The organism is Sneathiella sp., from assembly GCF_047631475.1.
GTDB lineage: Bacteria > Pseudomonadota > Alphaproteobacteria > Sneathiellales > Sneathiellaceae > Sneathiella.
Genome location: NZ_JBLHZT010000023.1, coordinates 22,824 through 48,432, shown reverse-complemented (window position 1 = coordinate 48,432; position 25,609 = coordinate 22,824). Strand labels below are relative to the sequence as shown.

Sequence of the window (25,609 nt, the reverse complement as noted above, 5' to 3'; positions counted from 1 at the left end):
AATCGCGGCAGTAGTTTCTTATAAAAAGTGCTTAGTTAGGCGCGGAATAAGTGACGCGGTAAATTACATCCGCATGATCATCGGAGATCAATAAGGAGCCGTCGGGCAATTCTTCGATGTCAACTGGACGACCAAAAACCCGCCCGTCCTTCGCCAACCATCCGTCGATGAAAACAGACTTTGAAAGTGGCTGCCCCGTTTTGTCATACTGCACTCTCATCACGCGATATCCGACCGGCACCGTTCGGTTCCACGATCCATGCTGCGCAACAAACGCATCATTTTTATAGGTATCTGGAAATTGTGAGCCTGTGTAAAAATCCATTCCAAGCGCGGCCACATGCGCCTGAAATTTTATAACAGGCGGAACCGGATTTTTTACCGATCCTTTATTTCTAAACTGCGGATAGGCTTTCTGGTCGTCATACCAGAAGGGATATCCAAAATGCAGACCTTTATTTTGTGCCCTGTTTAACTCGTCCGGCGGAATATCGTCACCCAGATTGTCTCCCCCATTGTCTGTGAAAAACAGCTCCTTAGTGGCCGGATGCCAATCAAACCCTACCGAATTGCGGACCCCGGCAGCAAAAATCGCATGATCAAGCGATGACAAATCGATCTTTAGCAGCGTCCCCTCAACCCCGGACACCTCACAAATGTTGCAAGGTGCGCCGACAGACACGAACAAATCACCCGCCGGACTGATCCCGATATAACGCCATCCATGATGACGCCTGTCAGGCAAGATGCCCGCGGGCAGAATTATTGATTTTTCACCGTTGGTTGACAGTTTGAAGATACGGTGCTGTTCCGCGATATACAGACTTCCAGCCGCATCCAGCGCAATTCCATTTGCAACCTTCAGACCGGTCAAAAAGGGGCGGACATCGTCCGCGACCCCATCGTTATTTTCATCCTGTATGCGGTAAACCGTGTCCCCTCGCGTGCTCACATAAATGGTCTTACCATCCAGCGTCGCCGCTAAGGATCGGGCACCGGGAACCTTGGCCCAGACCTTAATGCTAAACCCCTCAGCTAGGTTGAGAAAAGACAACTCGGAGTTAGCGTGAGCTGACGCGCCAAAAAACACGGCGCAAACAACATAAACCAAACGTTGCACAATTCTCATGGAACCTCCTGTGGTGGCCCTTTATCAATCCAAATGATTGATCAGTGCCATTTTTTCTCCCAGTTTATTAAGTTCAGCCAACCAATCCGCCGCAACTTCGGGATCAGACGGGGCTGCATGGACGCCCGGCTTAAATTTTCTGTCCAGAACGGCTTCCACAGCAAAACTCACCGGAACGGAAACCAATCGCGCCATTGCCGTATAAGCTTCATCTCCATAAGCGTCCATTACATAGGACTTATTATAAACCTGCCGACCGCCGGATGTCGCCAGCAGATCGACACAGAGGACGACGCGGTCCGCTTCACCGTCTTCCACAGCGTATTTGTCCCAAAGATCTGCACTCATTTCTTCAAGACGCGCATCGCCTTCTGGTCCTTCCAATGTTTCAACTTCTTTAAAGATATCAGACCAGGCTTTCGACCAGCCCCCGTAACGAAGGGTTCCGCGGACAAATTGCTGAACATTCATTTCCGCACCGAAACCATATTCGACCAGATAAGGAAGTGAATCGCGATTTGGATAAACCTCAAAAGTTTCACGACCGTGTGGCAAGTCCACTTCATATTGTTCTACCGCGTCCCAAGGACGACTGACATCATATTCCTGACCATCCTTTATGCTTTTCGACGGAGAACGAAGGGCTTTCAAAACACCCAAAGGAGACCAACTGAACTTATATTTAAAGTCATTGGGAACATCGGAAAGGCCACCACAATAAGACCGGAAAAAATGTTCATTCTTGGGATCAAAAACCTCAGAGGTTTTGTAATCATTCATAACAACATGCGCCATCAGATGATCAATTCCCGGATCCAGCCCCACTTCATTAACAAAGCAGACGCCTTTGTCCTCGGCCATCTTGTTAAGGTCCTGCATTGCAGGAGAGATGTAGGAGCTGGAAACAAAATGAGCCTCTTTATCCAAGCAAACCTTTGCAACAACCGGATGGAAATCGCCCGGCAACATTGAAATTGCCACATCCCCTTTTGTCAGTTTATCTGCAAAAACCTCCAGATCGAAGGCCGCGACCTCACAGTCGCCATCCACCCCATCAACCGCGGCTTGGGCTTTTTCCAGAGTACGGTTCCAAACAGTCAGCGAATGACCGTTTTTGATCAGTCTGCGAATGCCGGGAACTGACGATAAGCCTGCACCAAGCCAATGAATATGTGCCATAATCTACTTACTCCTGTGTCGCGTATTCTAAAGACGCGCTAAATTTTTTCTAAAGTCATTGAGGGCCCGCCCCCAAATCCCTTTTTCAGGTTCGTTCAGATCAATCAGCGCCGCCAAGAGTTGACGAGAATAATCTTCGCTGGATTCCAAGGGTAACATCGACGGCAAGTGATCGATTGCCATAACATCCAATGGTGTTCCTTCAGAAACAACCGATATGGAAGGCGCGTCAAACGTCGTGCTTCTGTTATAAATCGGGATCGGATTATACTTACTTTCCGGATCACAACTCACGTCGGCGATAACCGACAATCGACGGTCCGCGACTTTGATATCTTCAGACGTTACAAATCGAGGACATTCTGGGGTCGCTAAAATGCAATTCACAAAAATTGAATGCTGCTGAATTTCCGGGAAGGGCCCCCCTGAGGCTGTTTCAGCCATATCCCATTTTGTTATATCCATTCCCAAAGCAAGCCCAAGATCGGTTGCACCGCTTCCTGTTCGGCCAAGGGCGCCGATAACGATCATGTTTGGCTTTTCACCAATCATCTGTATCTGCCCGCGCAGATCGCTCAGCAGGGCATCAACATTTGGGTAGCTATCGACCCTCCCGAGAGGTGGGACATTCCCCATTTTTTGTCCGGCCCAGATTTTTACGGCTACAGCAGCCCCGGCATATCCCGCCCAATAACCAAACGCAGCGACGCGTCGGCCTCCTTCATCCACCAGGCATTCAAGGTCATATAATGTCCCGTTTCCGTTTACAAAACGGTTGAGGGTATGTTGCCAGCCCGGTTGATCTTTATAGACATGGCCAAAATAAATGTGGCGATGCACCAGTTCACCGTCCCCTTCCGGGAGTTCCTTTACCCCCAGAATAAATGCTTCTTTCGGGGCATTGGTCCAGCTTCCCTCCTCGGCAATTTCACAGCCAACATCCGCATATTTTTGAATATCGATGCAACGCTGAGCGGATTTTTCGACGGTGATCTTATATCCCGCTTCCAACAAGGTTTTTGCATCATCTGGTACGATCGCCACACGGCGCTCATTTGCCTTTTTCTCTGACCGAACCCATAGGTGGTTATTCAGTGTTTCTGCCATGGATAATTTGGACCTGCTTTTATGTTTTGATTCACTTCCCAGCATTCACTGGGCATCAAACGCGACCTTACTTGACCCTCCAGAAAATTGCCAGCCTGTGACGCCATTCATTGTCTCAAAAGAACAAAAGACTATTTTCCAGCGTGAAAAACCTCACAGAATTCTGATCTTGCCCCGTCTATAAAGGGTGGGTCGGGCACTTGATTTATAACATATGAACCATGGGGACCTGCGAGCCAACAGGTCGTTCATACGCGGTGGAAGGATTTCTCTCCCTGCCTTTCACCGTCCCATTTTTTTATTCGTTTAACGCCTGGTCGACCAGCGCTCGTAACTTCGGCAGGTTCAAGACCTCCATTCGTCGACGATGCAATGTTATGATCTGCTCGTCCACCAGATGGTTTAGTTCCCGCGTCACCGCCTCTCGGTGTGTACTAATACGGGTCGCCAGTTCGTAATGTGTCGGGGCTGGTTTAATTTGGGCCGTCACTCCGTCATCTGAAGATTTTTCTGCAAGGCGCAAAAGCTCAAGCGTTACCCTTCCTTGCACGGGAAGCGTACTGAACTCAAACACCCGATCGCTCAGTGCTCGGGTTTTAGCGACCAACAACTCGATCAATTGTAGCGCCACCTCGGGCACGTCCAGAAGGGTCTGGCGAAAATCACCAGAAGACATCCGCGCCAGCAGACCGGCTTCAAGTGCGAAGACAGAAGACGCTCTTTCCTGATGATCAATCGCAGAAAATTCACCGAAGATATTGCCCTCTTCGATATCAATGAAAGACACTTCTCGACCTGACGGAGAATAACTTTTCGCCCGCACCGCCCCTTCAATCACAAAAAACACATCTGTAGAGGGGTCATTCTGGCTGATAATCTGCTGCCCCTTCTCGTATTGAAGCCACAAGCAGCGTTCTTTGATGATATTCAACTGGGTCTCAGACAAGCTGGAAAGCAGCCTGTTCTTTTTAAGGCCCAATAATTGGCGACCCTGCATTTGAAGAAAGCCCTTTGCGTTACTTGTTAACCATTCCGTCATCTTAAAATGCCAGATGTTTTCATCAAGTAAAGCATGAAACACACGGTATTGACCTTAGACTGATCACACATCGGCCGGGCGTAAGAGTATTAGAACCAGGGAAACAGGCGTATCTGTTATCATCGCAGTAATGGAAGTGGGTTCAAACCCGGCGGCGTGGCAGGAAAGCTCATACAAGCCGATTGCCTTTATATTGAAGTCCACCTCGCCCTTAGCGCTTACTCTTTTTGATGTTTCTTCAACGGGAAATGGCGTTCGCTCTATCACCACAGTTGCGTTCTGTAATCGGTTGCCAGACATATCTTGAACAATTACGTGAATTTGTCTGTTATCTGACACACGAACCTCTATTCGTTCTTCCCGAAAGAAAGGCACCGCCTGACGTTCCAGAATCAGGCAGTGCCATCCAAAGTACCCTACCCCTCAGTAAAGTAGTCCCTGAATAGTGTTCTTAACGCGCGTTCAGTTCTGTGAGGAAAACCACACTGTGCAATATTTCAACAAGATAGCCCTTTCATGTAGGTCTGCGGCCCTCCATCCGAGAGGTTAATCCTGTGTTTGGGTTGCTCCCTTTTAACTTGTAAGGCACACTTTAAGAAAAAGAACAGGGCAGTTCCTCATTCTGCTGTTACCAGCGAGCGAATTACGAGTATTTAATCAGCCAGTTATATTGTCATTCAAAATTGGACCAGCACCCAAACGATCCTATGAATAAAAATAAAAACAAAAATATAACCACCAGCGAGACCGGCAGCCAAAGGCGGCATGTTACGGTCCTGTTTTCAGATTTGTGCCACTCCACACAATTGGGAGCCCTCGCTGATCCAGAGAACACAGCAGAGATCGTCCGGTCAGTTAAAGAGGCGGCCACAAAAGTCATTAGTGAATTTGATGGTATTGTCACTCAATTTCATGGAGACGGTATCCTCGCCATATTTGGTTACCCGGTTCCGTTAGAGAATGATGTTGAAAACGCAGCCACTGCGGCACTTGCCCTTCATAAAGAAATAAACAGTCTCGACCTAAAAGACTTCTTACCCGAAGGATTTGAAGCAAAACTGCATACTGGCATTGAAGCAGGCCTGGTATTGATCAGTGACGGGAACTATCTGGATGGTACATTGGAACTTGTGGGCGATGCTGTGAATGTCGCCGCAGGTATAAGTAATGCTGCAGCAGACGATGAGATCATAATTCTCGATAAAACACTTGGTCGGGCCCGCCCGTTCTTTAACGTCTCAGCGACTGCACCAGTAGCTGTAAAGGGCCGAACACGCCCTCAGCCTGCCTGGAAAATACACAGCACAACGGGGATCAGCACGCGATTTGAAGCAAGCAAAAAACGTGGACTAACCGCATTTCATGGACGGGAACAAGAACTCTCCCTGTTACAGAATTACGTCTCCAAAGCAGCCTTTGAAGGGCAACAGGTTGTTCAGATCATTGGAGATCCGGGCTTGGGAAAAACCCGCTTACTTGACGAGTTTTCCCGTCAATCGGGCCTTGCAAATTGCACTATTTTGCGGGGCCACTGCGAGTCGCGGGGCGGCATCGAACCACTCCAGCCTTTTTTGCAGATTTTGCGCAATCACTTTAATCTGTCCCCGTCTTTGTCCATCGGTGACGAGCCAAAATTGGACCTGCCCGCCCCATTGGAAGAGGGCCAGCCTCCGGCTTTAACAGAGGCCTCTTTAAGAACAGCGTTAAGCACCCGTATTGAAGGGGACTCCCTTGCTCAACGTGCCCGTATTTTTGAAACCTTTCTCGATAATCTCGAAGAACGCTGCACTGTTGTGTTGATAATTGATGACTGGCAATGGGCCGATGATGCGTCCCGGAAACTTTTGAACAGATTGCTTCGATCAACAGTAAAAAACCGTATTCTGTTTGTTTTGGCGGCTCGGGATCAAAAGGTGGAAGATATCCTGCTTGATGTCTCATCGACCATCAAGCTGGCCCCGCTTTCTCAAAAAGCAACGGCCAAATTGATCGCTGAACTTTTACCTGAACAAGGCTCGATAAGCGAAAAAGAAAGCCTGCATACCAAATCCGGCGGAAATCCCCTTTTCCTCGAGGAATTATGCCAGTCGGTTTACGACTGGGAAGCCCGCGAACAACTGGCACCAAATAGCGGGGTCATTCCAGCGACCTTGCAAGGATTGATCGAGGCTCGGGTCAGGCGTCTTCCGCAGGACCAGATCGACCTCATTCATATCGCGTCTGTCATTGGAAATATCATTCCCCTATGGCTTCTGGAACGTCTGAGCGGCATCAAAAACGGGGACCCCATCCTGCGCGATCTAGCCAGAAGTGATATTATTTACAGTAGCGGCTTGCGCGATGCCCTGCAGTTTAAGCATGGCATTACCCGGGAAACCATATACGCGACCGTCAGCCTGAAACAAAGGCGCCAGATTCACGGTGACGTCGCCAGCATACTGGAACAATTGGCCGAGGCTGGAAATCCCGACGAATATTTGGAAAGCCTGGCGTATCATCACGCTGGCAGCGCCAATTTCCTGAAAGCACTGGAATATGCAGAACGGGCGGGAGACAAGGCCCTTGCAACCTCCTCTCTGGATCGGGCCAGACTGCAATATGAAGCCGGTCTGCAAGCCATCAAACGCCTGCCTCAAACCCATGAAAATCGACAAAAATGGATTTCAATCAGCAGCCGTTGGGCCCTGCCCTGTGTGTATGGACCTGAAAAAGAACAACTGGATATTCTCGATAAAACCATTGCTTTTGCGGAAGAACTTGAAGATTTAAACGGTCTGGCAAATGCGTATTACTGGCAAGGGTATATCAGTCATGTTCTGGGCGACCAGACAGCGTCCATACATTCTTTCAGCAAGGCTTTGAACGTTGCTACAGACGTAGGAAACCGACAAAGCGCGACCCAGATCACAGCAACACTCGGACAAAGCCATGCCGCCGCGGCTGATTATAAAAACGCACTCTCGCTTCTCGATCAGGCCATTCACGAAAAGCGGGAGCATCCGGGCAAAAGCCGGGTAAAGGTAGGGACGTCCTATGCCCTGTCCTGCAAAGCCATGGTTTTGGGAGATATGGGTGCATTTTCCCAATCAGATGAATGTAGTGCACAAGCCCATCAGAATGTGGCTGGCCAAGGGCACGAGATCGAAGGCTCAATTTTAAACAATCGGGCAACTGTGTGTCTGTGGCAAGGGAAATGGGAACAAGCGGTTGAGTTTTCGGATCAATCCAAGCAGATCGCCGAACATGTCAGTGCGCCTTATCTCTATGCCTGCGCGTCAGCGATCAACGCGTATGGACGATGGAAGTTGTTTAAAGATCCGGCCAGCATTAACACATTAAAGCAGGTGTTGACCCTTGTTGAAGAAAAAGGAATGTTTTTATACTCTTCTTTTTTCTATGGATGGACGGCCGATGTGCTTTTTTCTCTTGGGAAAAAATCGGATGCCCAACATTATGCCGAAAAAGCCCTGGAACGGGCGGATCAACAAGATAGCCTCGGCGAAGCAATGGCATGCCGAACACTGGCATCCCTTTCCTTTCAACAGGGCGGCGACAATAGCATTGCAGATGCCTATATGCACCGCGCAGCCCTCTCTGCGCAGCAAAGATCCTCTCCGCATGAACAAGCAAAAAACCTGCTTCTTATCACAGAAAACCAGCTTAGAACCGGAAAAAAATCCCTTGCCCAGAAAAATGCAGCCGACGCGCAGATTTTATTCGCACAAATGGGCATCAGGATTTATGACGACCAGATTGCCAGTCTGATAAACAACTGATCAGCTGCCCTACTCTTTGCTCAGCGACAATGAAAAAGTTGACTGATATTCCAGAATATCCTGTTCCATAACGACAGAAATCACACCCATCAGGACCCCAATTGCCATCTGCTGTCCCGAGCAGGCGTGCACTGTATCCCTATAATTTCCGCCAAATAGAATTTCTGGATTTCCTTCTTGTTCTTCAGCTGCGGATTGCAGGCTTAAAACGACGGCCTGTCCAGCCTGAATTTCAACCCCTCCCAAGGTCGTCTGTTTTACCGCAACCCGATGCAGCAGGTTGGGCCGTGATCGCTTCTGCATCGCAATAATCATTTCTTCGCGAAAAACGGATTTCGCGGTCGCATAATCCAGCGCACCGCTTTTACTCGATCCGACAGCCGATAATAGCATTTGGCGATATCGCCAAAGATCTTCATTAGCCATCCAGCGTTGCATTATAGAAAGAAAACTTCCTCTGGATGCCGCAACAAATCCGTTTACGCATCCGACAAGGGTCCGGGCGATCAAATCCAGATCCCCCTTAAACACAGGATGGACGGAAAGGAAATGATGCAGTGTATCTGGCGTTGGCGATTGTTCATCGACGAACGCCCTGATCGCTTTTTTAAGCGATGTCCCTCTCTCTTTTGCTTCGTCTATAACAAAGTCCGTAGGTCGGGGACCAAACAAATAATGAGACGCACTGACCAGGTCGTCAGGAACATTAGGCCGAGCGCCCGCCTCACCACCGATATCAATTGAGCCGTCTTCAGGAAGGTCGAACCAAATCTTAGACAGAACGCCTAATAGATCGACAATACATTCTTTTAATTCAAGAGAATGCGGGTCCCGCCTTTTGACCAGTTCATCACGAAACCAATTCCGGGCAACGCAAACCGCAATATCAAAAGCCTTCTCTTCAGTAATACTGGCAATCCAACCATTGGTCGGTTTTGCGATCTTATTGTAATCACTTTTCTTGGTCTCTTTTTCGAAGGCTTTATCACGCCTTGGGTTTTCAGATACTGATCCAGAAGGCATGATCGCGGGCTTGGGATCAAGGCCCAGATAAAGCTCTCCGATTGAGTTTTGCATCCGCTCCCAATATTCGCGCGTTGAATATGTGGTTCCATCATCTTTAAAGACCGCTTTTACATGGGTAAGATTTCCGACCAGAACCCCATAAGGAGTTTGCAGAACACCCCCATCATGGCGAATTTTAGCCCAGACCTCGTCGGCCAGATCCTCACCGCTAGGGTCTTCTAATAGCGCCTTCCAGGCGTACCGCATGCGCTCTTGCACGACAGGTTCCGGGTAGCCTAAAGCCGTCAACTCACGTTCCATACTCTGCAACTGGAAAATTGATTTTGCCCCACCCGCCAATCGGCCATCAGATATCTGCGGCAACGCATCCTCAGAACCGCATAACCTGTCAATAGCATCAAGTGAGGGAACAAACAAATAGAGTCCCCATTCCAAATCAACAAACTGTTCTTTCGGCAACTCTATTCGATGCACCTGATTGTCATGCATGAAACGGATGGTTCGATCTTCTTCGTCGTGGCGGGCCGCCATTATCGCGTCGAAATGTTTACTCATGACGCCGGTGCTATTTCCCCCGTTTATCCAGCGCTGAATAACTTCGAACTGCTCTGCTATACTGGCATTATAAGCCATAAAAAACAGACCTCTTTCTTCATGTGCCGTTTCGTGACTGTATCTTGACCCATAAGAAAATCCTCGCCGGATAATACGGGGCGTCGGTGGACCTTCGGCCTTCGGTTTCGACATCTCTCTTGGATTGGTTCGCCGGATATGCGAATGCATCGGGCACACGACACCATCCGGATCGTCCTGATAGTCAAAGTCGTTTATATTTTTGCCCAGCGACACATGATCGGGAAGCAACGGCGTTCCATTCGGATACCGGCCCATCATTTTTGCCTCCAACGCCCGGCGCCCAATGGTGTTTTTGGAACCATTTACGAAGTCATTGAAGCTTTTGACATTTTGCTTCAGCTTTCTGACCACAAGAAAGGTGCCATCTTTCAGCAAAGGCTCCATTTCCACTTCGTCCGGGAATTTGACCGTTTTAGGAACATCTCTTTCACTTTGATATCCCATAAAGACGTCGCCCAATAAGATTGCATCCCTGTCATTTCGCGCTTTCGGCTTGGAAGCTCCAACGCCCTTAACATGAGGCTGACTTACACCGTCCAAAAATCCGAAATGCTCAACAAACCCGCTCCCATCCGGTGCTTTTGTTCTTTGCATCTGTTCGATTGCCAGAATATCGACGCCTGCTTTTTCCGCCGCCTTTTTCCACCCTTCCAGTTTCCGATGAAGTGACGCTGCTTTTTTTCCTTTAGGGCTCGCATATCCTTGCAGCTGGACCACCATATCAACCGAGGACATCTTAACCTCATGTCCAGTCACAGAGTGCCGGGGAAGACGCCAGTTTTTGGGATAATTGCGCCCCATGTCACCTAGTTTTCCAGCCCGTGCCTCCATCCCTTCACGAAATTCCTTCGGGAATTGTCGAAGAACCGGCTCGTTAAGGCCCAATGCTTTCAATCCGCGATAGGTCAAAGAAAAATTACAGTAGACTTTTTTGTCAACCAGCTCGCCTGCGGTGGTCAATTCCTTCTTGCGGTTCTTTAAAAACGCCTTGGCCTTTTTTTCATCAGAAAACTGAAGCAACATCAAATAGCCTGTGTCAGTCGCCCCGTAGCTGTTTAGGATCCCGCCCTGCACGTCCCTCGGATCCGGTGCGACAGGTGCTTCTTCTGTTAAGATGGAAGAAAGGTTCGTTTCAAACGATGCAAACCAGTCAATTTCCTTTCGATACTGATCATATTCCGCGGCGGTCAAAGAAGACGGCTTGAATTCGAAAACCAACGCTTCTGTCAGTCGCTGCAGGTAAAATTGATCACTTCCGATATGAGGCTGCCCTTTTCTGGCGTAAGGAAAATAATCTTTTAATCTGTACATGGCACTGATCAGATCAAGCGCTTGCTGTTTAGCCTCTTCCGGCTTGTTTTTTAGCGCTTCGCGCACATTATCCGACTGGGATGGCAGATTTAACTTGGCAGCGAACTCGTCAAACTTGCAAAGGTCGGTCATCGACCGCTGCTTTTGCTCAAGCTTGGTCAAATAAACGATATCGTCGACCGTCAGATGCGGAGAAGACGCGCCATAAAAATCTACATCAATTTGGTTTTTCGCCACATAGCGCGAAAAGCCTTCATGGCCCTGCCAGCAGGTATGGTCCTTATAACCACTGCAATGACACAGGATCGCATCTAGAACAGGGCCTGCGATATCAACGATCCGCCTTACATAGGTTTCTAACGAGCGGTCGAAAGTTACGGCCAAAAGCATCTTTCGATTTTCTTCAATTACAGTCCAGCGCACCGTATGGATCGTTTGCAGACGATCAATCGGACCCACGTAGATCGTTTCTCCTTTTTCCTCTAACCCGATTTTTCGAATAGAATTGAGGGCCCGCAACAAAATTCTAAGACGCGTCGCATATGTAATGGAATCGCGAATGGGTATAAAATCCTGTTTCAAATCAGATATCACCAGTAATTCAGATGATGAACCAAGACTCTTGCTTGAAATTTCGTCCCGCATAGTTCCCCCAGTAAGACTTCCATAGAATTGATCGGCAGATATTGAATTCATTTATTATGAAAAGGAAAAACCACTCCCGGTTCAGCCTCCAGAAACAGCAATGCTTAAACACTAGTGAATATTCGGATCGACCAATGTGCGAAAAACCACATTTAAAATAATCGAATACTCTCTCAAATGATACGTTATGCGTTCAAACTGTCACAGCTAAACACCCGGTACGTCCCTTTGTGAAGCCATTAACATAAGGGAATATCATGCCAAAAACTCTAGAAGCCTATTTGACAGACTGTATATTAGCGGCAGCTGACAAGGCGCCCTTAAAAAATACAAAAAATTTTCAGGATTATGTCCTACACTTCTTTCATGCGCGCCCTTTTCATCCCGAAACACTGGATATCTATCGATTACCACTCTTTATGGAATTGGTGGGCCGGTTTCAATATACTTGGGCCGCAATTTCAGACCCGGCGAACTTACGACACCAGATGCATCTGTCAGCGTCCGAAATTGCCAAAACGATTTTAAAAAATACTCCTCAACCTCAACCACACCCATTATCCGCTCCCGCCCCAAGATCGGCAGAACTGGTTTTGGAAGAAGAGGCGAAAGTACCCCCCTCAGGGGAGCGCGATCTGGCTCCTCAAGAACAGGCATTGCTCCCTTATGAAAATGCGAGCCTTTTTGAGGATGCATTTCGGGCGTTGAAAGGTCGCTTTGTAGAAAATCTCAATGAATTTGAAAGAAAAAAGCTTGCTGATATGCACGCGCATCAAACGAAATCAGCCCTCTATCTAGATCAAAAAATTGCACAATTTGCCTGTCGTTCTTTTTGGAACGATTTTCTGGATACTTTTGCAAACGAGGATGGGCGTCAGCCTGACTATGCAGGCATTCTGCAGTCTTTGACTGTTTTTACCGACGCACAAAGTCGGGAGAACAATCTTGATCACGAGACATGCTGTACCTTCGCAAATCATCTGAAAGAGCTCATTACTCAGCATAGTAATCACATCAACGACCCGGCGCGCATCCTGCCAGACATGATATCCCTACAAAGCGTTCCTCCGGTAAATTACAGCAATCAGCTTTATGATGCGCCGTCAATTTCTGTGGAAACTCTTATTCAGGGTCTTGGCTTGTTTCACCGGTTTGCAAGCGCCGAAAATATTCAAGACTGGCCTGCCCTTGAGAAGGTCTACACGGACGTTTGCTCTTCAGAAATAAATGCTGAACACGCCCCGGATTTACTGGACTTATTGTCCGCCCTTAAAGAGGGCGCAATTGCTGCAGGCTTACCCAGCAATCACTTTCCCGCGTATCTAATAAGCAAAATTGACAGACTATTGCTGGCGGTTTTATCGCTGAGAATACTCAAACTGGATATTTGCACCATTTGGACCCAGGAATACCGTCGGAAATAACGATCTACCGGGGTTGCCTACGTTCAAATGCAGGCGACCCTGAACAGATCTGCGCTGGTAGTATCAGAACCATTTCAACCGCTTGAAGGCGTAGATCTGTATCCCCACGACCCCAATCAGCAGTCCAGAAAAAAGCCAGAATGCGTATTTATAATCTGTCCCCGGAATGCCCCCAACATTAATACCTAAAAGGCCGGTCAAAAACCCGAGCGGCAGAAAGATGGCAGCAATAACTGACAGGACATACATATTCTTGTTCAGCCTGTCAGAAAGCGTATTCACCAGTTCATCCTTAACGATCTGGGCCCGCTCGCGGATAGCATCCAAGTCTTCAATATATCTCAAAATGCGGTCATAGCTTTCAAGCAGGTTTCGCTTGTCAGTTATGTCAAACCATTCCAGAGACGAATTACGCAATTGTCCGATCGCATCTTTTTGCGGTGCCATGTAACGCCGCAAAATAATGGCTTGTTTTCGAATATTTACAATCTCGTTTCTCAAAGACATGTCCGGCTCGTCCAGGACCTTCTCTTCAACTGTATCGGTCCGTTCATCCAATTCTGTAAGAACCGGTTCCATACGATCAAAAAGCCGGGAAATAAGCAGACAAATGAATTCGGCACAGTCCTTGGGTCCCTTCCCGGCATTAATCCGATCGTGAATATCACTTACTGCCTTCAACTGCCTTTTTTGCAAACTGATGATCCTGTGACGGTCGACCCAAAGACGGATGGAGATCATATCTTCCGGGGAAGCATTTTCGTTCAGATTGACGCCCCGCAGGATGATTAGCACACCATCCCCGATTTCCATGATCCGGGGTCTGGTTTCCCATGCCATTAAGGCTTCAATGATAAAGTCATCCAAATACGAAACTTCTTTTTCCAGCCAGCCTCTCGTCTGAGGGTGATTGACGTCCAAATGCACCCATGCCAACTGATCCGCCTTAAGTTGCTGGGTTGCTTCTGTTTCATTCAAGGCTCGGCCACCGCCTTCCCCATTGAAATCGCACGCTAAAAGGATGGGTGAATTCATTTCGGGGCCTCATGGCTTTTTATGTGAACATCGCGTTGTGGGAACGGGATTTCCACGCCATGTTCCTTGAAGCGACGCCAGATGGAAAACAAGACATCACTGCGCGGTCGTTTTCGACCTTCAATGATGTCATCCACCCAAAAATAGAGCGTGAAATTAACCGAGCTTTCAGCAAAATCGACAAGGAAAACCTCGGGCGGCGGATTTTGCCCGCATCTGGGATGTTCCAGCGCGGCTTCAAGAATAAGGTCTTTCACCAAATCAAGATCCGCCCCATACGAAACACCAATATGGATATCAATCCGGCCACGCGTATTACTCAAGGTCCAGTTCGTCACCCTGTTTGTTATAAAATCCTCGTTTGGAACCATGATCTCGCGTCCCTCGAAGGTTTCAACCAAAGCATAGCGTGCCCCAATATTTCGCACAAAACCGGTTGTTCCGTCATTTAGTTCAACCAGATCCGCTTCTTCGACCGATTTTTCCAAAAGCAGTATCGTGCCACTGATAAAGTTAGACGCAATTTTCTGAAGGCCAAAGCCGACGCCAATACCAACGGCACCGCTGAAAATTGCCAAGGCTGTCAGGTCGATGCCCAAAACATCGAGCCCAATTAGGAAGGCCAGAAAATAAACACCGATCTGAAAAGCTTTGGTCATTAAAGCCCGGTTACTAACTTTAATATTCTGAAGGCTTCTTATTTTCTTCTCACCAAATTCAGAAACCAGACCTGCGAGCCAGAAAGCAATCACAATTGCGATTAGCGCCTTCGTTAGGGCATACAATGAAAAACGGATGTCGCCTACCTTGAACGCCAGTTCATCTGAGTCCAGGAACGCCTGTATCGGTTTTAGATAATCCAGATAACCAAGAAGAAAAAACCCAACGACAAATAGCAGAAGGCAAAGCCGTGTAACCCATCCGCGCGGCTTTAAAATTGACGTCCACAGACCGCTCATTAATGTCTCCCAGTCGATAGAATATGGCGATTGTTATATGATTTCATCTTCGTCCAGAAGAATATCTTCTTCCAGTTGCTTTGCCAAAGCATCAATTTTCGCTTCTGCATCAATATTGCTTCGGATTTTGGCGACATGGAACAAAGCATCCCCTTCATACACAATTGGCAAATTTGTGCGCCCCATGATCAATCCGCTATATTCAGCAAGTATTTCGGTTTCGTGCTCCCCGAACGGGTCCGAGACAACTCCTAGTAGATCGCCGACCTCAACCCGCTCTCCAATATTCTTGTGGGTTCTTAGAACACCACCCGCCGCTGCACGGGTCCAGCTGCTTGTCGTTGCATGTATGGTTTCCACCCGCTTCTTCTTGGCCTTTTTATGCGGGATCATTCCAAGATGGCGCATCACCCGGAGGACGCCCGAAACACCCGCGCGAACCGCAAATTCATCAAACCGCAACCCCTCCCCCGCTTCATAGAGCAAAATATCGACGCCGTTCTTTTGCGCGGCATCCCGCAGGGAACCCGGACGGATTTTCGATGTGATTGTAAGCGGCGCACGAAAGACCTGTGCAAGCTCCATTGTCTCTGCTTTAGACGGGGTTACACGGATTTGCGGCAGATTAACCCGGTGGATCGCAGCTGAATGTAAATCAATTCCGACATCCGACCGCATCACCACTTCTGTCATGAAAATATGAGCAAGACGGGAAGCCAGTGATCCGGTCGCACTTCCCGGAAAGGACCGGTTAAGATCCCTTCGATCGGGTAAGTAACGGCTATGGTTCATAAAACCAAAAGAGTTTACAATTGGAACCGCAAGAAGGGTTCCTTTCATACTCTTTAAACTAGCGGTCCTGAGCAGGCGGCGAACAATTTCCACCCCAATAATTTCATCACCATGGATTGCCGCACTTACAAAAAGTGTTGGACCGGGTCTGCGCCCGTGGACAACATGAACAGACAGCGTTACCGGCGTATGATCAGACATGATGCTGACCGGCAAATCGACTGTTTTACGGGTACCCGGTTTTATTGAATGCGAACCAATTTCAAAATTGTCACGTAAAGCCACTAACCTTTGCCCCGCGTTTTAGTCTTGCCTGGCTTCGCTGATTTTTCGAGAAACTCAATGATTTTACCCGCGATATCAATACCGGTTGCTTTCTCGACGCCTTCCAGACCCGGCGACGAATTCACTTCCATAACAACAGGTCCATGGTTCGCCCGCAGCATATCGACGCCACAAACGTTAAGTCCCATAGCTTTTGCCGCCCTGATGGCGGTTGAACGCTCTTCAGGAGAAATCTTGATGGCCTTCGCGCTTCCGCCTCTGTGAAGGTTGGACCTGAATTCTCCTTCAGCACCCTTGCGCTGCATTGCCGCGACAACTTTACCACCGATAACCAGCGCCCGGATATCAGTTCCGCCCGCCTCTTTGATGAATTCCTGAACCAGAATATTCACTTTGGCGCCGCGAAACGCCTCAATAACAGACGCCGCGGATCGGTCTGTATCGGCCAAAACCACACCAATTCCCTGCGTGCCTTCCAGCAGCTTGACAACCAAGGGCGCACCGCCTGCCAATTTCAAAACCTTATCGGTCTGTTTTGGATCATAGGCAAATGTTGTCACAGGAAGCCCAATCCCATCCCGCGCTAACAACTGCATAGAGCGAAGTTTGTCGCGCGAGCGACCAATAGCAACCGACTCGTTGAGAGGATAAACACCCATCATTTCAAACTGCCGAAGGACAGCCGTTCCGTAGAAGGTAACCGAGGCTCCAATCCTTGGAATAACCGCATCAAATCCGGTCAGTTTTTCTTCATTGTAATAAACTTCCGGACGACGGGACGCTATATTCATATAGCATTGCAATGTATTGATTATTCTCAACTCATGCCCTCGTTCCTCCGCTGCCTCTTTTAACCTTTTATGGCTGTAAAGGTTTGGATTACGGGCCAGCATTGCGATTTTCATTCAATTACTCCTTATGAGTTGATTTGATAGCTTCAGATTTTAGCTTGCGTTTTTTGGCACCGCTTTTTTGGATACGACCGGTCAAAAAAGAATGTCCCGAGGTAACGAGTAGATCATATCGCCGGATCGCTGTGCGACCCAAAATCAAATCGTGGGTCATGTTTTCGCGATCTGCCAGCGAAACTTCAATTTTCCATGAAAACTCACCTAAAATTAGCGTGGTTTCAATAACATACCTGAATTCAGGAACACCACTTGTATTCTTTATTTTTCGCCGTTCAATCACCTTGGCCCGGCAAATCGTGTCCTTGGGCATTTTGGAAATCGGAATATGAAAAGAAACCCAATCTTCACCGTCAATTATTTCAGGCTTTATATGCACAGCATGTAATGCCGACGTTCTTGCGCCCGTATCCAGCTTCGCCCGCATTTGAGCGACCCCCAGATCAGGCAGCGCAACATATTCGCGCCACCCAACAACAGTGCGCGACCCCACTTGGTTGCGCAGACCAGAAGCCTTCATGTTAGACTATCCTCATTAACCCGTCGATAATTGACAAATGTATTGGCACTCAGGACAACAAAGAAACTGTCCATATCAATAAAAACATACCCTTTTTCATACATTAAATAGGTAAGTGCGCGAATATCCCGCTCATAAAGACGTCGGCGATCGGCCAGTTTTCTAACCAATTTCTCTGAAATTCGATATCGGCCTTTTTCTTTTCCGCCAAAAGACTGCAGATATAAATCTGCCAGCCTATCAGCAACCTGCGAAAGCTCTTTCGGTATATTTTCCATTTAGACATCCTATATATAAATTTTATTCTGTCTATAGTTAAAAAATATTTGTTTATTTGCTTGCTGGTCATTTGTCCCATAAAATTCTAAATGGACATCACCAGGTGTAGCTTTAGATACCCGGCCCAGAACCCCCTCTCCTTAAGCCGCCCACCGAAAAAGGGAGGGGCCCTAGGATAGCCGCACAAACCCCAAAAAAGCCTTTCTCATTGACTAATGCCGGCATTTAGCCAAAATACCTAGGTCAATATGTTTACATCTTCAGGCCTTGTAATATGTTCAGGACTAAAGTCGAAAATGAGTATCAGAAGAGCCTGCTGGACTATTGGCACATAAAAGCCCGAGGCAAATGCTTTCCCCGGCGAAGCGATATCCACCCTGAAGAAATCAAGGACCTACTCCCCCATATCGGACTCATCGACGTCACGGGCCCCAGACAATTCCGCTACCGCCTGATCGGCACGGCAATGGTTGATTTCTTCAGGACAGACTTTACGGGAACTTACGTCAATCAATCAAAACCAGGTAAATATGGCGAATTCCTGATTGACCTGTATGCTTGCGCGGTAGAAGTCAAGCGCCCCGTATTTTCCAAGTCGGCCTTTCTCTATGATGACGATAGAGGCCTCTTCACTCAGCGTTTGATTTTGCCACTAGGCTCAAATCAGCAGTCTGTTGATACCCTCCTTTTTTCTACCATCCCAATTCTGGACAAACACACCAAGCTTGAAAATATCAGGGTGATTGAGGATAGCATCGACTTTGAAGAACATTGTCGATTTACAGAAATAAATGAGCACGCCCATCAAATCGCTTAACCGCCATACCCCCCCTTCACCCAGCTAGAGAACACCCCCAACACTCTTTGCATCAGGGCATCAAACCGCATCACAACTCCACACACGCCCTTTAAACGTACCTATCGGTACATTTTATGATCTTTTGTGGCCATTTTCTATTTAAAAATATTTGTAATAATTCAATGACTTAAAAAATATCATCCATATTTTTTTATATTTTACGTTGACAATTACCCACAAAGCACACAATTACCGTTTATCAAAGTGTACAGATCGGTACATTTGCGTATTCAGCGCAATGCTGTACTGGAAATGGAGAATATCATGAAGGTTTTTTCGCACTACCTTATTCAGAACAAATTCCACTCAGGCATCCTTGCTCTCTCGGCGGCGGCTATCCTTGCAACAACCAGCGCAAGCAGCATTGTGCATGCAGATGGCAGTGGATTACCGGACCCTGGTTTTGAAATTGTCCAAGGCAGAACAGCCTTGTTGGTTACCGATCCTCAGAATGACTTCCTAAGCCCTGACGGCGTGACTTGGGGGGTTGTTGGCCAAAATGTCGAAGCAAACGGGACTGTAGAACATATTGACCAATTGTTTGCCGCCGCCAAGGCCACAAACATGCCGGTTTTTGTGTCACCTCATTATTATTATCCACATGACCATAGCTGGAAATTTGAAGGCGCCCTAGAAGCGTTGATGCATAAAATCGGTATGTTCAATCGCAAAAGCCCACTGGACACTACCGACTTCAACGGGTCCGGCGCTGATTGGTTGGAACAATATAAAAAGTACATCGATGACGGCGCCACAGTGGTAACAAGCCCCCACAAAGTCTTTGGTCCGGAAAGCAATGATCTGGTTCTTCAGTTGCGCAAACAGGGCATAGACAAAGTTATTATTGCCGGAATGTCTGCAAATCTTTGTACCGAATCCCATATGCGTGCCCTGATTGAAGAAGGGTTCGAGGTGATGGTGGTAACAGATGCCACAGCAGCCGCGCAGGTCCCCGGATATGATGGCTACGCCGCCGCACTGACCAATTTCCGGATGATCGCGAACCATGTCACCGATACTGAAACAGCTGTCACCGCCATAAAAACGGCCGCAGCCAAGTAACCTGTCCCCTGGCATCGAACCCCCTCCCTCATTCGATGCCAAATGTCTTCGGCCAGTTCGTTACCTGCGGCGACTGGTCGAAGACCCCCTTTATCTGATCCATAGGAGTACCTTTATGACAAGACCCCCTCTTCCCCCCTTTAGTAATGAAACAGCTATTCAGAAAGTGCAGGCCGCCGAAGATGGCTGGAACTCACGTGACCCTGCCAAAGTTGCACTGGCCTACACAAAGGATTGCATTTGGCGAAACCGTTCCGAATTTATTCGCGGGCGCGCTGATATTGAAGCCTTTCTCACAAAAAAATGGGAAACCGAACATCAATACAGATTGATAAAAGAACTCTGGGCGTTTACCGACAACCGCATTGCTGTGCGATTTGCCTATGAATGGCAGAATGTGAACGGGCAGTGGTTCCGCTCATACGGTAACGAAAATTGGGAATTCGCAGCAGATGGTTTAATGCAACGCCGCATTGCGAGCATCAACGATCTTGCCATTGCAGAAATTGACCGGAAATTTTTCTGGCCGCAAGGCGCCCGTCCTGATGACTACCCGTCGTTATCGGACCTAGACTTGTAAGCCAACGGCCTTACGTTAATCTAATCGACGATCATTCGTAAAACTGTTATGGGGCCGGAACGCCCTCTGATCTGGTCCGATAACCCCTAAGTTAATTCTGCAAAGGCGCGCAGCGCTTAACCAGACTTACCGATAGTTCCAAATTGCAGAACAATCAGGAGATCCTCATGACAAAAAAATATGATGTAATCATTCTTGGCGGCGGAAATGCCGGGTTCGCGGTTTCAAAAACTGTCCGGGCCGCAGGCAAAACAGTCGCCTTTGTTGAAAACCGGGAATTTGGCGGCACGTGCCCAAATCGTGGTTGCACCCCTAAAAAAGTACTGGTGGCCGCTGCGCAGACCCTCCATGAAATTGAACAGGCAAACACTCACTGTATTGACGTCGGCAAACCGTCTCTCAACTGGTCCGCCCTGATAAAACGCGAAAAGTCGATGATCGCTGGCATTCCGGATGGAATGGCGAACCTGGCCCGTGACAGAGGGGATGTTTTTGAAGGAACCGCTCAGTTCGCAGGGCCAAATATCATAACCGTCAATGGCGAGCGTCTGGAAGGTACCCATATTGTTATTGCAACGGGATCCACCCCTCGCCCTCTTCCCATTGACGGGGCCGAGCATATGATCACCTCGGAGGATATTCTGTCAGAGGAACAGCAGCCTTCAGAGGTTGTGTTTGTCGGTGGCGGCGTCATTGCCATGGAGTTTAGCCACGTTTACGCGAGGGCTGGATCAAGAGTCACTATTCTAGAAGCAATGCCTGATCTGTTACCTCAGATGGAAGAAGGCGCCGTCGACGCCCTTAGACAGGAAAGCGAACGTCTGGGGATATCGATCAAGACGAATGTGGACGTAAAAACCATAACCAAGAACGGCAGCCGCCTAAGCGTTACCTATTCGATTGAACAGGAAGAACACACCATTGATACCGACCAGGTGGTTAATGGTGCGGGGCGGATTGCGAATGTCGAACACCTGAACCTCGACGCTGCAAACATCAAGCATAAACAACATGCCATTGAAGTAGACGAGTACCTCCGTTCTGTTTCCAATCCGTCCATATGGGTATGCGGCGATGCTTTGGTCGGACCCGCCCAACTCTCTCCAATAGCGTCCTATGAAGGACAAATTGTAGGAACGAATATCGTTGAAGGGGCAATCAGCAAACCAGATTATACGGTAATTCCCAGCGGCGTTTATACAGTGCCCGCCCTGAGTACTGTTGGGCTAACAGAAAAAGCGGCTAAACAGAAAGGTTTGTTGGTAAAAGTGACAGAAAGCGATATGTCCAATTGGTTTTCTGGAAAGACCTATGCCGAGACAGTCGCTTACGCAAAGGTCATTATTGACGAGGATAGCGATCAAATCGTTGGTGCCCACATGGTCGGACATCACGGTGAGGAGTTAATCCACATTTTTGCAATGGCAATGCGACACAGGATCTCTGCCAGTGATTTAAAACAGGATATTTTTGCCTTTCCTACCTTCTCTTCGGACATAAAAAATATGATCTAGCCTATTGCAGAGACATAAAAAACCTTAGAAACGATCAAATTAGTTACGATATCCGCAAAGAAAACACGCAAAAAGTATGTCCGCTGAAGCAAATACGACCTCCAGGTCTCCATTGGCGGTCTCTGCCTGAACGGGCATACTCCGCCCCTTAACCCAAGCCACAGCGAAGACTTTTGGGAAAAGATAAAAAGCCCCAAACCCCTCCCGTCCTTGGAAAGCGACATAAAATTGCTAGCCGCGACCTTCATTTCGGCCTTATAATGTTACAATCAACGTTAGGGAATAACTGAGCGTGCACACAAAAACGTTGCACGCACATAGAAAAGTTGTATTCATTCATTGTTTTTGAAATCTTTGATTATTAATTTTCTGGTGAAATATGTTCAGTTGTAGGGGGGGAAATGTGGTTTTACTGAAAAAAATCACCACCTCAATTTTATGCATTTCCATTTTCATGACTCTGTTTGTACGCAGCGCAATAGCGTCAGAACCCGTGACGATCTACACATCCCATTTTCCGCATGTGGTGACAGAAGACCCACATCAGCCGGGTATTGCTTATGAAATTGTCCAAGAGCTTTTTAAACTCGTACAGAAAGATTTCAAATTAATCGTTCTTCCGTGGGCCAGAGCCCAGTATATGGCCAAGCAAACACCGCACGCCCTTATATTTCCGTTGTCCAGAACAACGACGCGGGAACAAAACTACGTTTGGCGGGTTAATATCTTCAACAACCAAACCCATTTCATAACCTTTAATAATATTAAGCTAACAGTTGAAACTGCCCGCGAAAAACATATTGGTGTTCAACTGAAATCGAGTTGGGACAATTGGTTGACCGAGCATGGTTTTGAACGTGTTCACCGAGTCCCCGGTGAAGGTCGCGAATTGATCAAACTGTTGCGTAACAATAGGATTGATGCCTGGTACACAGACACCATCATTGCTGGCAGTGTTTTAAACCAGCAGGAAGATCAAAATATCGCCTACAGCGAACCCATTCAGACCTTCAAGACATTTCTTGCCACAAATAGCGCCGCCCCCTACCCTCATCTAGAAGAATTGAAAGTAGCGATGGACCAGTTGCGCAGCTCTGGAAAAATCGATGAAATTTTCAAAAAGTATAACATTCCACCCAACTATTAAGGCGACGGCGCTTTCTTAGTTTAATCACCCTAAAAAGAAGGTCGCTTAGGCCAAAGCGTTTCAATCCAGCCATTGTGGTATACAGATGATCTCGACCATCGTGTTGGCACATGCTCAGACCCCACCCCAAATTGCAGCATAAAATGCTATAAATGCCAGCGGCAGGAACATGATCCAGGATTTATGTTTAGCCTGTGAGAGTATAATTGCCAAAACGCCCGCTACAAAAGAACTGAACGCCAACGTCAAAAGAGTAGCTTCTGCGACATAATCCGGGGCAACTTCGATCACAATCAGGACAATCGCCTGCCCCCACCAAAACAAGGTCAGGATATGCCATCCGACCCACAAGGTCAGCCGGGTATTACGAACACTTCCCAAAATAATCGGCAGATCGGACCGGGCGAGGATCGGAGCAATTAAACGCCGTCCGCCTAACAAACTATGCATAAGCCCAACGGAAAAAAGTAAGACCGCTGATAGAACCAACATATTCAACCCTTTCAGATTAGTGTGATGTTATTGAAACTGGCGATGGGATCAGGGGTATAAACCCCCACTAACCCTGGTGAGATAACCGACCCAGACAGCTGGCAGCTCGATGTCATAAAACAGACCGAGCAACATAAAAACGATGGTCAAAGCAAGCAACCCGCCGCCGCCCGATACTCCCCAAAAAAGAGAACCCGCCAAAACTGTTGATTTTCTTCTCAAGGCATATAGTCGCAAAGCACAGCCCAAATGCACAAACATTGCTGTCACCCCCAGAAAATAATAAGGCGCGAAATACCAATAGAAAGGCGGCGCACTCATGACGGATGCCGGCCAGAAGAAACTGGTATCCAGCCCCTCTATCCAGCGGGCCATTGCTAATGCACTCAGATGCTGGGAAATAAAAAACAAAAAGAAAAGACCTGACAGAGCCTGTCGTCTCGCCCATTTTTCTTTCAGTTTTCGTCGGAAATTTTGGCTCACCAATTTAATACCAACCCCGACCTGAAGAACAACAGACACAAGTAAAATGGGTTCTACAACTGTATTGCGATAGACGATCCGCATCACCTGTTGCATCGCGTTATAAGCATCAATGCCCCACAATCCCGACAAATGTGTAGCCATATGTAAAACGATAAAAAGACTGATAAAAAGACCATTTACGCGATGGTATGTCTGATAGCTCACCATTTCCTCCTCCGTGGCGACAGGTGTTTGCCCAATAAATTCCTGACCTTTGAAGTCATTCCGCAAGCACTGCAATGAAGCCAAAGATAGCAATAACCGCAAACAGGGACGTTGACGGGAAACGCCAAGGCGCAAGATTGGCCCTCAGAGCGACCGTTGCACTTAAAACCGAAAGAGAAATACTGAGCAGTGCCAAGAAGACTACCGAGGGCCGATCCGGGACGACAGCCAACCAGACAAACCCTGCTATAAAGAAAATCAACATTACCGAGGTCACATGCCAACAATAATAATTGAGCCACTTTGATGCTACAGGCAGCGTTTTATCTTTAAGGAGCGGCGCAGCAACCATTCTACCTCCAACGAAAAAATGCACCACAAACGTCACAGCCGAAGCCACCGCGGCAAGCCAAATCGAAATCAACATCAGATTTTTCCTTTACTAGAATATTTTTTCTAGTATATTCATCGGTATGGGTAGAAAGTCAACAATTTCAGTTCAAAAAATATTCGAAGCCGTCAGCCATCAGGTCGCGCAAGGGGATGAATTCAGAATTCATGATCTAGCAGTGGACACAGGTGTCTCGGTTGGATCTCTGTATCACCACTACGGATCACGCGAGGGGATCACGGCGGCCGCTTGGCTGGATGCCTTGCAGGCCTTTCAAAAGGAGTTTCTGAAGGCCATTCAGTCTCCCGGCCTGGAAGCGGGCGAACGGGCGGCTCTTGTAACGCCGCAATTCTCCCGGGCCCATCGCGAAAGGGCCGTCATATTATGTGTGGGACGCCGCGAGACATTATTAAATGAGAAAGCCCCATCGGAAATCAGGCAGGCTGTAGATGCCCTAAACGCAGAAACGCACGCCGCAATGATTGCTTATTCAAAAAAACATGCCTTGAACATGCAAGCCTGCCTTCATGGGATTGTCGCGTTTCCCCTCGCCTCCGTGCGGCTATATCTGCCCCACAAACGGGTCCCGAAATCTGTTGATGAATATATTCTTGCAGCCTACCGTTCAGCCATGAATGTAAAGTAAACACAGAGACGCATACCGCACCAAAAGCTTGGGAGGATCTATACTTTCAAAAATTATGCTCCCACCAAATATAATGCGCGTCGTGGAATTTGCTTGAATAAATCTTGCCCCCTCGTTGGAATGCACGTTACCCAAAAGAATTCCGTAGGCTCAACAGCAGTCAACAAAGTGTCAATTC

General features: G+C 47.8%; 23 protein-coding genes. 8 read left to right on the top strand and 15 right to left on the bottom strand.

Annotated features, from left to right (window positions below; translation table 11 throughout):
* Nucleotides 1-31: 31 nt before the first annotated feature.
* From ACJAYR_RS10995 to ACJAYR_RS10975, 5 genes are all read right to left on the bottom strand, one after another.
* Nucleotides 32-1,129 (bottom strand): PQQ-dependent sugar dehydrogenase, encoded by a 1,098-nt coding sequence (locus ACJAYR_RS10995; protein ID WP_415236646.1) that lies wholly within the window; start codon nt 1,127-1,129, stop codon nt 32-34.
* Nucleotides 1,130-1,153: 24 nt separating this feature from the next.
* Entirely contained in the window at nt 1,154-2,308 is a 1,155-nt protein-coding gene (locus ACJAYR_RS10990) for a saccharopine dehydrogenase family protein (RefSeq protein WP_415236645.1), read from the bottom strand.
* 27 nt (nt 2,309-2,335) lie between these two features.
* On the bottom strand, nt 2,336-3,415 hold the full coding sequence (locus ACJAYR_RS10985) for a saccharopine dehydrogenase (protein WP_415236644.1): 1,080 nt from the start codon (nt 3,413-3,415) through the stop codon (nt 2,336-2,338).
* Nucleotides 3,416-3,713: 298 nt separating this feature from the next.
* Nucleotides 3,714-4,454 carry a Crp/Fnr family transcriptional regulator gene (locus ACJAYR_RS10980; protein ID WP_415236643.1) on the bottom strand — a complete coding sequence of 247 codons (741 nt, stop codon included), beginning with the start codon at nt 4,452-4,454 and terminating at the stop codon, nt 3,714-3,716.
* A gap of 63 nt (nt 4,455-4,517) precedes the next feature.
* The gene (locus ACJAYR_RS10975) at nt 4,518-4,793 is read right to left on the bottom strand and encodes a carboxypeptidase-like regulatory domain-containing protein (RefSeq protein WP_415236642.1); all 276 of its coding nucleotides are present in this window, start codon (nt 4,791-4,793) and stop codon (nt 4,518-4,520) included.
* A gap of 368 nt (nt 4,794-5,161) precedes the next feature.
* Between ACJAYR_RS10975 and ACJAYR_RS10970 the strand changes: the two genes are divergently transcribed.
* Complete coding sequence (locus ACJAYR_RS10970) at nt 5,162-8,230, top strand: AAA family ATPase (RefSeq protein ID WP_415236641.1); 3,069 nt, start codon at nt 5,162-5,164, stop codon at nt 8,228-8,230.
* A 9-nt stretch (nt 8,231-8,239) separates the two neighbouring features.
* Here ACJAYR_RS10970 and ACJAYR_RS10965 read toward each other — a convergent pair whose 3' ends face one another.
* On the bottom strand, nt 8,240-11,848 hold the full coding sequence (locus ACJAYR_RS10965) for a hypothetical protein (RefSeq protein ID WP_415236640.1): 3,609 nt from the start codon (nt 11,846-11,848) through the stop codon (nt 8,240-8,242).
* Between the two features lie 257 nt (nt 11,849-12,105).
* On the opposite strand from ACJAYR_RS10965, the gene ACJAYR_RS10960 reads away from it, so the two are divergent.
* Nucleotides 12,106-13,272 (top strand): hypothetical protein, encoded by a 1,167-nt coding sequence (locus ACJAYR_RS10960; RefSeq protein ID WP_415236639.1) that lies wholly within the window; start codon nt 12,106-12,108, stop codon nt 13,270-13,272.
* Between the two features lie 63 nt (nt 13,273-13,335).
* Here the strand turns inward: ACJAYR_RS10960 and ACJAYR_RS10955 are convergent, their stop codons facing one another.
* Genes ACJAYR_RS10955 through ACJAYR_RS10930 form a run of 6 tightly spaced genes read right to left on the bottom strand, consistent with a single transcriptional unit; the run spans nt 13,336 to nt 18,049 of the window.
* Nucleotides 13,336-14,307, bottom strand: coding sequence for a zinc transporter ZntB (locus tag ACJAYR_RS10955; protein WP_415236638.1), 972 nt, complete (start codon nt 14,305-14,307; stop codon nt 13,336-13,338).
* The gene (locus ACJAYR_RS10950) at nt 14,304-15,266 is read right to left on the bottom strand and encodes a mechanosensitive ion channel family protein (protein ID WP_415236637.1); all 963 of its coding nucleotides are present in this window, start codon (nt 15,264-15,266) and stop codon (nt 14,304-14,306) included. The genes ACJAYR_RS10955 and ACJAYR_RS10950 overlap by 4 nt, the downstream gene beginning before the upstream one ends.
* A gap of 33 nt (nt 15,267-15,299) precedes the next feature.
* On the bottom strand, nt 15,300-16,343 hold the full coding sequence (locus ACJAYR_RS10945) for a succinylglutamate desuccinylase/aspartoacylase family protein (protein WP_415236636.1): 1,044 nt from the start codon (nt 16,341-16,343) through the stop codon (nt 15,300-15,302).
* Nucleotides 16,343-17,248: a 30S ribosomal protein S6--L-glutamate ligase gene (gene rimK, locus ACJAYR_RS10940; protein WP_169544412.1), complete on the bottom strand. Its 906-nt coding sequence runs from the start codon at nt 17,246-17,248 to the stop codon at nt 16,343-16,345. The genes ACJAYR_RS10945 and rimK overlap by 1 nt, the downstream gene beginning before the upstream one ends.
* Nucleotides 17,249-17,252: 4 nt before the next feature.
* A complete protein-coding gene (locus tag ACJAYR_RS10935; protein ID WP_415236635.1) occupies nt 17,253-17,771 on the bottom strand; it encodes an ATP-dependent zinc protease in 519 nt (172 codons plus the stop codon).
* Nucleotides 17,768-18,049 carry a hypothetical protein gene (locus ACJAYR_RS10930; protein ID WP_415236634.1) on the bottom strand — a complete coding sequence of 94 codons (282 nt, stop codon included), beginning with the start codon at nt 18,047-18,049 and terminating at the stop codon, nt 17,768-17,770. Before ACJAYR_RS10930 ends, ACJAYR_RS10935 begins: the two co-directional genes overlap by 4 nt.
* Nucleotides 18,050-18,324: 275 nt before the next feature.
* Between ACJAYR_RS10930 and ACJAYR_RS10925 the strand changes: the two genes are divergently transcribed.
* The 5 genes from ACJAYR_RS10925 (at nt 18,325) to ACJAYR_RS10905 (ending at nt 23,212) form a co-directional block, all read left to right on the top strand.
* A complete protein-coding gene (locus ACJAYR_RS10925; protein WP_415236633.1) occupies nt 18,325-18,867 on the top strand; it encodes a PAS domain-containing protein in 543 nt (180 codons plus the stop codon).
* Nucleotides 18,868-19,173: 306 nt separating this feature from the next.
* A complete protein-coding gene (locus ACJAYR_RS10920) occupies nt 19,174-19,971 on the top strand; it encodes a cysteine hydrolase (protein ID WP_415236632.1) in 798 nt (265 codons plus the stop codon).
* Between the two features lie 115 nt (nt 19,972-20,086).
* On the top strand, nt 20,087-20,551 hold the full coding sequence (locus ACJAYR_RS10915) for a DUF1348 family protein (protein ID WP_415236631.1): 465 nt from the start codon (nt 20,087-20,089) through the stop codon (nt 20,549-20,551).
* 167 nt (nt 20,552-20,718) lie between these two features.
* Nucleotides 20,719-22,065, top strand: a complete 1,347-nt coding sequence (locus ACJAYR_RS10910) for a dihydrolipoyl dehydrogenase family protein (protein ID WP_415236630.1) — start codon at nt 20,719-20,721, stop codon at nt 22,063-22,065.
* Nucleotides 22,066-22,468: 403 nt separating this feature from the next.
* Nucleotides 22,469-23,212: a substrate-binding periplasmic protein gene (locus tag ACJAYR_RS10905; RefSeq protein WP_415236629.1), complete on the top strand. Its 744-nt coding sequence runs from the start codon at nt 22,469-22,471 to the stop codon at nt 23,210-23,212.
* Nucleotides 23,213-23,326: 114 nt separating this feature from the next.
* Here ACJAYR_RS10905 and ACJAYR_RS10900 read toward each other — a convergent pair whose 3' ends face one another.
* Genes ACJAYR_RS10900 through ACJAYR_RS10890 form a run of 3 tightly spaced genes read right to left on the bottom strand, consistent with a single transcriptional unit; the run spans nt 23,327 to nt 24,821 of the window.
* Entirely contained in the window at nt 23,327-23,704 is a 378-nt protein-coding gene (locus ACJAYR_RS10900) for a hypothetical protein (protein ID WP_415236628.1), read from the bottom strand.
* 48 nt (nt 23,705-23,752) lie between these two features.
* The gene (locus ACJAYR_RS10895) at nt 23,753-24,397 is read right to left on the bottom strand and encodes a hypothetical protein (RefSeq protein WP_415236627.1); all 645 of its coding nucleotides are present in this window, start codon (nt 24,395-24,397) and stop codon (nt 23,753-23,755) included.
* 52 nt (nt 24,398-24,449) lie between these two features.
* Nucleotides 24,450-24,821 (bottom strand): hypothetical protein, encoded by a 372-nt coding sequence (locus ACJAYR_RS10890; RefSeq protein WP_415236626.1) that lies wholly within the window; start codon nt 24,819-24,821, stop codon nt 24,450-24,452.
* A gap of 46 nt (nt 24,822-24,867) precedes the next feature.
* Here ACJAYR_RS10890 and ACJAYR_RS10885 point away from each other — a divergent pair, with 46 nt between their 5' ends.
* Nucleotides 24,868-25,431 (top strand): TetR/AcrR family transcriptional regulator, encoded by a 564-nt coding sequence (locus ACJAYR_RS10885; protein WP_415236625.1) that lies wholly within the window; start codon nt 24,868-24,870, stop codon nt 25,429-25,431.
* Nucleotides 25,432-25,609: the final 178 nt, after the last annotated feature.